This window comes from Mojavia sp. (genome assembly GCF_059505145.1).
The window spans coordinates 1-5,685 of the sequence record NZ_JCACKA010000021.1; the positions used below are offsets into that span (position 1 = coordinate 1).

At 42.4% G+C, this 5,685-nt stretch carries 6 protein-coding genes; 4 read left to right on the top strand and 2 right to left on the bottom strand.

Going from position 1 to position 5,685, the window contains the following annotated elements:
• Positions 1–137: 137 nt before the first annotated feature.
• Together AC5JL8_RS02690 and AC5JL8_RS02695 are read left to right on the top strand one after the other, a co-directional pair.
• On the top strand, positions 138–314 hold the full coding sequence (locus AC5JL8_RS02690; protein WP_495878234.1) for a type II toxin-antitoxin system antitoxin: 177 nt from the start codon (positions 138–140) through the stop codon (positions 312–314).
• A gap of 203 nt (positions 315–517) precedes the next feature.
• The gene (locus tag AC5JL8_RS02695) at positions 518–1,423 is read left to right on the top strand and encodes an alpha/beta fold hydrolase (protein WP_495878235.1); all 906 of its coding nucleotides are present in this window, start codon (positions 518–520) and stop codon (positions 1,421–1,423) included.
• Between the two features lie 234 nt (positions 1,424–1,657).
• Here the strand turns inward: AC5JL8_RS02695 and AC5JL8_RS02700 are convergent, their stop codons facing one another.
• Positions 1,658–3,154, bottom strand: coding sequence for a S10 family peptidase (locus AC5JL8_RS02700; protein ID WP_495878236.1), 1,497 nt, complete (start codon positions 3,152–3,154; stop codon positions 1,658–1,660).
• Between the two features lie 168 nt (positions 3,155–3,322).
• On the opposite strand from AC5JL8_RS02700, the gene AC5JL8_RS02705 reads away from it, so the two are divergent.
• A complete protein-coding gene (locus AC5JL8_RS02705) occupies positions 3,323–3,460 on the top strand; it encodes a hypothetical protein (RefSeq protein WP_495878237.1) in 138 nt (45 codons plus the stop codon).
• Positions 3,461–3,497: 37 nt separating this feature from the next.
• On the opposite strand, the gene AC5JL8_RS02710 is transcribed toward AC5JL8_RS02705, so the two are convergent.
• Entirely contained in the window at positions 3,498–4,703 is a 1,206-nt protein-coding gene (locus AC5JL8_RS02710; RefSeq protein WP_495878238.1) for a glutathione S-transferase family protein, read from the bottom strand.
• Between the two features lie 202 nt (positions 4,704–4,905).
• Between AC5JL8_RS02710 and AC5JL8_RS02715 the strand changes: the two genes are divergently transcribed.
• On the top strand, positions 4,906–5,430 hold the full coding sequence (locus tag AC5JL8_RS02715) for a plasmid pRiA4b ORF-3 family protein (protein ID WP_495878239.1): 525 nt from the start codon (positions 4,906–4,908) through the stop codon (positions 5,428–5,430).
• The last annotated feature ends 255 nt before the right edge of the window (positions 5,431–5,685 follow it).

Genomic DNA, 5,685 nt, shown 5'->3' on the forward strand with positions numbered 1-5,685 from the left:
CGTATTCATCCCGTTTCTACAGGCGTTGAACCCTCGTAAATTGGCAATGGTATTGGATTAATAACCTGTTGGTTGTCCTCACCTCTGAGCAAACTGCCCAACCCGTTATCAATGCTGGAACACTTTATAACTAAAAAATGGGACAAAAAAAACGATTTTTGTTACGTCTGGATGAGAAACTTTACGAGATAGTCGAGAAATGGTCAGCAGATGAACTCAGAAGTGTAAATGCACAGATCGAGTATCTGTTAACCGAAGCTGTCAAGAAGGCAGGACGCTGGAAACAAGACAAGGGTCAATCAGAGCAAGAGTAAGAGTGCAAATATAAGAGTAAGAATGCAAATATATTTTATCAATGAGTCTTGCTTTTTCAAAATTGAATGGCAGTCCCATAACAACACCAGTTAGCGACAAAATATTATCCCATATTCATCAAATATTAAATGAAGTTTAAACTTATTCAGCCTTGAGATGAAATGGGTTAAAGCTGCAACGCCGGCATTTTATAGTAAATATAATGTTCCCCAGTTTTCTGCCATCACAAGTTAACCAACTCAAAGACATAGAGACGATCGCTTTTGTGCAAAGTATTGAGAGAATAGCCCTGACAACTTCTGTTAGCCAACAGCCAATATTCACAACCTACATCTACAAAGGTTGTGTAGGAACGCCGATTTTGCTGCTGCATGGATTCGACAGTTCTATCCTAGAGTTTCGTCTGCTGTTGCCATTACTAGCTGCTCAAAATCAAACATGGGCAGTTGATTTGTTAGGTTTTGGTTTTACACAAAGACTTAAAAACATCCAATACAGTCCAGATAATATCAAAGTTCACCTTTACGAATTCTGGAAAACTTTAATTAATCAGCCTATTGTATTAGTAGGTACATCGATGGGAGGTGCAACGGCAATTGATTTTAGTCTCACTTATCCTGAAGTTGTGAAATCGCTAGTATTGATTAATAGTTTGGGTTATAGCTGTGGCCCTACTTGGAGCAAATACTTGTTTCCTCCTTTTGATTCCTTGGCGGTAGAATACTTGCGCCAACGGCACATCTTGGCATTTAATATCGGAAATATTTTACCTAATTTAGATCCCAAAATCTTGTTAGCTATTCAATGTGCAATGCTGCACCAAGAAATGCCGCTTTGGAACGATGCCATGATTTCTTATATCAAAAGTGGTGGTTATAGCAACTTAGCGAATTCAATTGCTCAAGTTGACAAACCAACACTAATTTTGTGGGGAGAAGCTGATGATATGCTGCCTTCTGAGGACGCAAAAAAATTCCATAAAAATATTGCCAACTCAAAGCTAGTCAAGCTGAAAAATTGCGGTCATGCACCTCAAATCGAACAGCCACAACTTGTATCTCAACATATTTTACAGTTTCTGAATGAGCAAAATCTTTCATCATCTTGAAGAGAATTAGATCGCGCCCAAACTGATGAGGAGCAACAATCAAGCACAAAAGTTTAGCGTGGGCGAATCAACTGCTTGAGTTAGGTTGAACTTATCAATAATTTTTCTGTTGCTCAGGGTGATTCAGTTTGTACTTTGCCTAGAAGCTGATATTTTGATTGGATAATACAGCACTACGCTCCATCGGTTTCTCTAATAAAAACCAATGGATTGATGTAGACTTTCAAACTGAAGTCAAGCTGTTGCATTTTGGTAGAAAGTTTTCATCTGACCTAACCATAAACAGCGCGATTCATCCCAAGTGTAAAACATATGCCCACCTAGAAAATGTTGTACAGTCAAGTTGGAGCGAATTTGGGGATCTAATTTCATCAGAGCTGCTAAATGCTTCGAGGCAAAATAAGGAGTGACCAAATCGAACAATCCATGAGCGATGTATACTTGCATATAAGGGTTTAGAGCCATCCCTACGCGCAGATCGTCAACTGAACCTAGAAAACCCTGCTTAAACTCGCCTTTAAGCTCGAATTTCCAAGCTTTGAATGTTTCCAAATTCAGTAGATGGTAAGACAAGTCAGTTTCAACACCTAACGTGTCTCGCAAGTGACTATTGATTGCCCCGGTAAACAAGCGATCTAATCCATCAAGGGTAGGATCGCTGCCTTCGTAGTTCACACGAGCCGGAAACGGATCGATAGCCGTAATTGACGCGTCGTACAGTCCCACAATTCGCTGTTGATCTCGCAGCAATTCCCTGGCAAAGACTTCAATGCCAATCCTTCCTGCAAGTCTCTCAACCAGTTCCAAGGGCAAACCAATCAACCCTGCCATTTGCCTATAGGCAATCTGACGCTCATCGGATGTCATAGCATCTCCCATTGCCAGAAGCCCAATTAGGGTTGTGCGGGCAAATTGTTCAGCTGCTGTTATGTGAGCAGTTAAATCACCCTGTTGATTTGCCCATTGAACGCGGTTGTGATGAGCGGCACTAGCTGCAAAGGAAGGAAGTACGCTTGCCCAAGCAGTAACGTTGTAATCGCTACCTGCCAGCAGGCTGAACTCCAAAGCAGGAGAAATTACAATCGCACCGCAAAGACCGACACCAAATTCTTGTTGCAACTTGCGGGCTAACCTAGCAACCCGAAAACCACCATAACTTTCTCCAGCAATAAAGATTGGGGCCAACCAACGCTGATGATTAGAGAGGAATTGCCCAATAAATTCTCCCAGAGCTTTCAAGTCTCGCTCAACTTCCCAAAATTTTATCTCCTTGGGTTTATCTGCTTCCTGGGAATTTGCTTTCTCGCTTTGTTTAGTATCTTGATCGTCTTGAGGTAAACTACGACTAAAGCCTGTGCCAATCGGATCGATGAACACCAAATCCGTAAAGCTTAACCAACTTTCAACATTGTCCACTACCCGAACTGGAGGTTTAGGTAAGCTCCCACAAGCTCCGAAATAAACACGCTTTGGCCCTAATGCACCCATGTGCAGGTAAGCAGAAGCTGCTCCTGGCCCACCATTAAAGACGAAAGTCAGGGGTCGTAACGTAGCTTGTTCAACCTCGGCTAAATAAGCCACATGGAACATTTCAGCAACGGGTTTCTCATGCTCAAACAAGGTTTGCCATTGGGCAAAAGCAGTGTAGCGAATCTGGCGGTCACTAAGCGATAGTGTTTGCTCAGTTACACTAGGCTTACGATTTCCGGCTGAGTTAGGAGTATCAGGCATCTTGTGGTACTTCGTTAACAGGCAATGCAAACTCGTAGCAATCTAATACCTTTTTGAATAAGCTTATTGTGTTTTCAATTCTGAATAATTTATTGAATATTTCATCAGAGTTTGCAATTGTTTGTATAAATTCGCTTTGGCTAATTAATTCTTATTAATAATTAGAATGTGTCGATTGTGAGTAATGGTGGAAATAAAAAAGACCGATCCACAGATGTTTGCTCAATTGGTGGCGATGGCTCCCGATTGGATGCAGTGGATGGCGTGAGTTGGTCGAAGCTTGAAACCAAGATAACTGTTAACTAGGAGAGTTGCGTGATCTGCCAAGATAAGTGCGGTAATCCTACTTGATGGCAAAGTTAGATGGATCTTGATCTCGTCGATGCTGAGTGGGAATGGGGTCTGGCTGTCCATCACCTGCAAGGGCTGCGGTTTTCTCCAGAGATTCCCTCAATCGCTTGGCTGCGTAAATGGACATATCTCGCGGTACATTAATGCGATCGCGCAAATATCGTAAGGCGACATCAGATCCCGATGGAGGTATACAGTCCTCCCCGGTCATCATGTGTGTTAAAGCACAACGTAAAGCTCGATCAAACAATCTATCATCTAAGGGGTTGACGCGGATAATATTGATGCGATGCTCGATAGTTCTTTGAAGAGCTTCCAGGCGGGAGTTTTCGGGTTCTGGATAAGTAACATCTGGCAGCCCGAACCAGGGGCCGTTATCCACCCGCGCTTTATTGATCAGCATCTGGGTTTCGCCGTTTTCCCAACAGCCTCCCATTTGGGGCGGCAAATCATGTACGTGGGTGTGAAAGTCACTCTGGGTACCGCAGTAGGTAGGTCGGCTTTCCATTGCGGCAAACCATGCGCTCAAACGAGGGTTTTCCTCTCGCAGTGAGTAGCCTTTGTAGTAGTAAAGACTCGCATTCATCCGTTCGAGATATGGCGTAAAAATGACATCGACGATGCCGAAGCCCGATAGAAAATAAGGGCTTGATGTGCGACCCAGAGCCTCCTCAACCTTAGCCACCACTGTAATAAATTGCTCTCGGTTGCGTTTTTCTTGTTGAGCGGAAATTACCGGATAGCATAGCCAAGCGCACCAAGCTCTAAATAAAAGTCGTTCTAATTGGCGTAGAGGCAGCACCGTGCGGTCTTCCATCCCTTGGCTCAATGTCCCAAAAACCTTTTCCAAAGCAATCAAAATGTCATCACTTTCTTTAATAATCTTGCCATCTAGCTCGATCGCCGGGAGCATTCCTGATGGTACCTTACGTTTGTACCAACTTTCTTTCTCCCCATAGCAGAACATTGTTACTTTTTCGATGCGGTAGGGGATCTGTTTTTCTTCTAACCATAACCAAACTTTTTGACAGTAAGGACACCAAGCGTGGTTATCGCGGTATAGTGTTACCCGCACTTCCGATTCCGGCTGACCAAACAAGCGCAACCTAGCTTTAGCGTTGGTGAGACCATTAACAGTATCTATTTGATAGTTTGTGAGGGATTCTAGTTCTTGCCAGCTTAAGGGTGCGGTAGCCATAGAGCGAGTTGTGTAGGGCAATACTTAGGACTTTTCTTGACTCTACAATATTTTGAATTTGGGCTACAACTATATTTGTTGGCTTGTTTCTTATGAAGATGACTGTGGTATGCTTTTCGAGCAAATGGTTTTTTATAGTCAAAGGTTAGATTTGCCTTAGCCGCGCAATACGCAATACTTACTATACCTTTCAGGCTCACGTATGGCTAAAACTAAGAAATCAGAAAACGTTCCTAAAAAAGCGGTTAACCCTTCTCCAAATGCACTATATGTGCTAAAGGTGTTTTTAATTGATGGCCCAATTACGGAGGAATTTGCAGCAGAAAATCCAGTAGTATCTCGAACCATTGAAATTAAAGGCAGCAATACTTTAGAGGATTTGCATAAAATCATCTTCAAAGCATTCGATAGAGAAGATGAACATATGTACGAATTTCAGGTTGGTGGCAGGGGGCCGCAAGATCCAAATGCCAGACGTTACTGCTTAAAAGCGGCATTTTCCAGTTCTGACTTGACACCAGCACCTACAGGAGATGTTGCTAGTACTACAATTGCGTCGTTGGGTTTATCGATTGATGATGCTTTTGGTTACTGGTTTGATTTTGGTGATGATTGGTGGCACCAGATTGATGTCCAAAGCATTGCAGACGCAGTTCCATCAGGCAAATATCCTAAAATACGAGAGCGAGTCGGGGCTAGTCCACCTCAGTACGCTGATTTTGAATAACAGAAAATGCGCTATTTGAAAAATAAAATTGTGAATTAATGTCAGGCACTAATTATATAAATATAATCGCAGCAATCACTGACACCACACCATAATCAATTGCTCAGATATTCAAATATTAGTTAAGAAACTTTTCGCCATTACCTAGCTAAATCTGGGCTGTTTAATTAGTCAGTATGCCATTTGAAACAAAAGAATTGTAAATAGTTATGACAACTAGCAAGCAGATTAATTTGAATCACGGATGTGTGCTGA

What these genes read in the sequence shown, in the direction of transcription:
- AC5JL8_RS02690 (WP_495878234.1), top strand. Translation starts at nt 138, where the DNA reads ATGGGACAAAAAAAACGATTTTTGTTACGTCTGGATGAGAAACTTTAC.
- AC5JL8_RS02695 (WP_495878235.1), top strand. Translation starts at nt 518, where the DNA reads ATGTTCCCCAGTTTTCTGCCATCACAAGTTAACCAACTCAAAGACATA.
- AC5JL8_RS02700 (WP_495878236.1), bottom strand. Translation starts at nt 3,154, where the DNA reads ATGCCTGATACTCCTAACTCAGCCGGAAATCGTAAGCCTAGTGTAACT.
- AC5JL8_RS02710 (WP_495878238.1), bottom strand. Translation starts at nt 4,703, where the DNA reads ATGGCTACCGCACCCTTAAGCTGGCAAGAACTAGAATCCCTCACAAAC.
- AC5JL8_RS02715 (WP_495878239.1), top strand. Translation starts at nt 4,906, where the DNA reads ATGGCTAAAACTAAGAAATCAGAAAACGTTCCTAAAAAAGCGGTTAAC.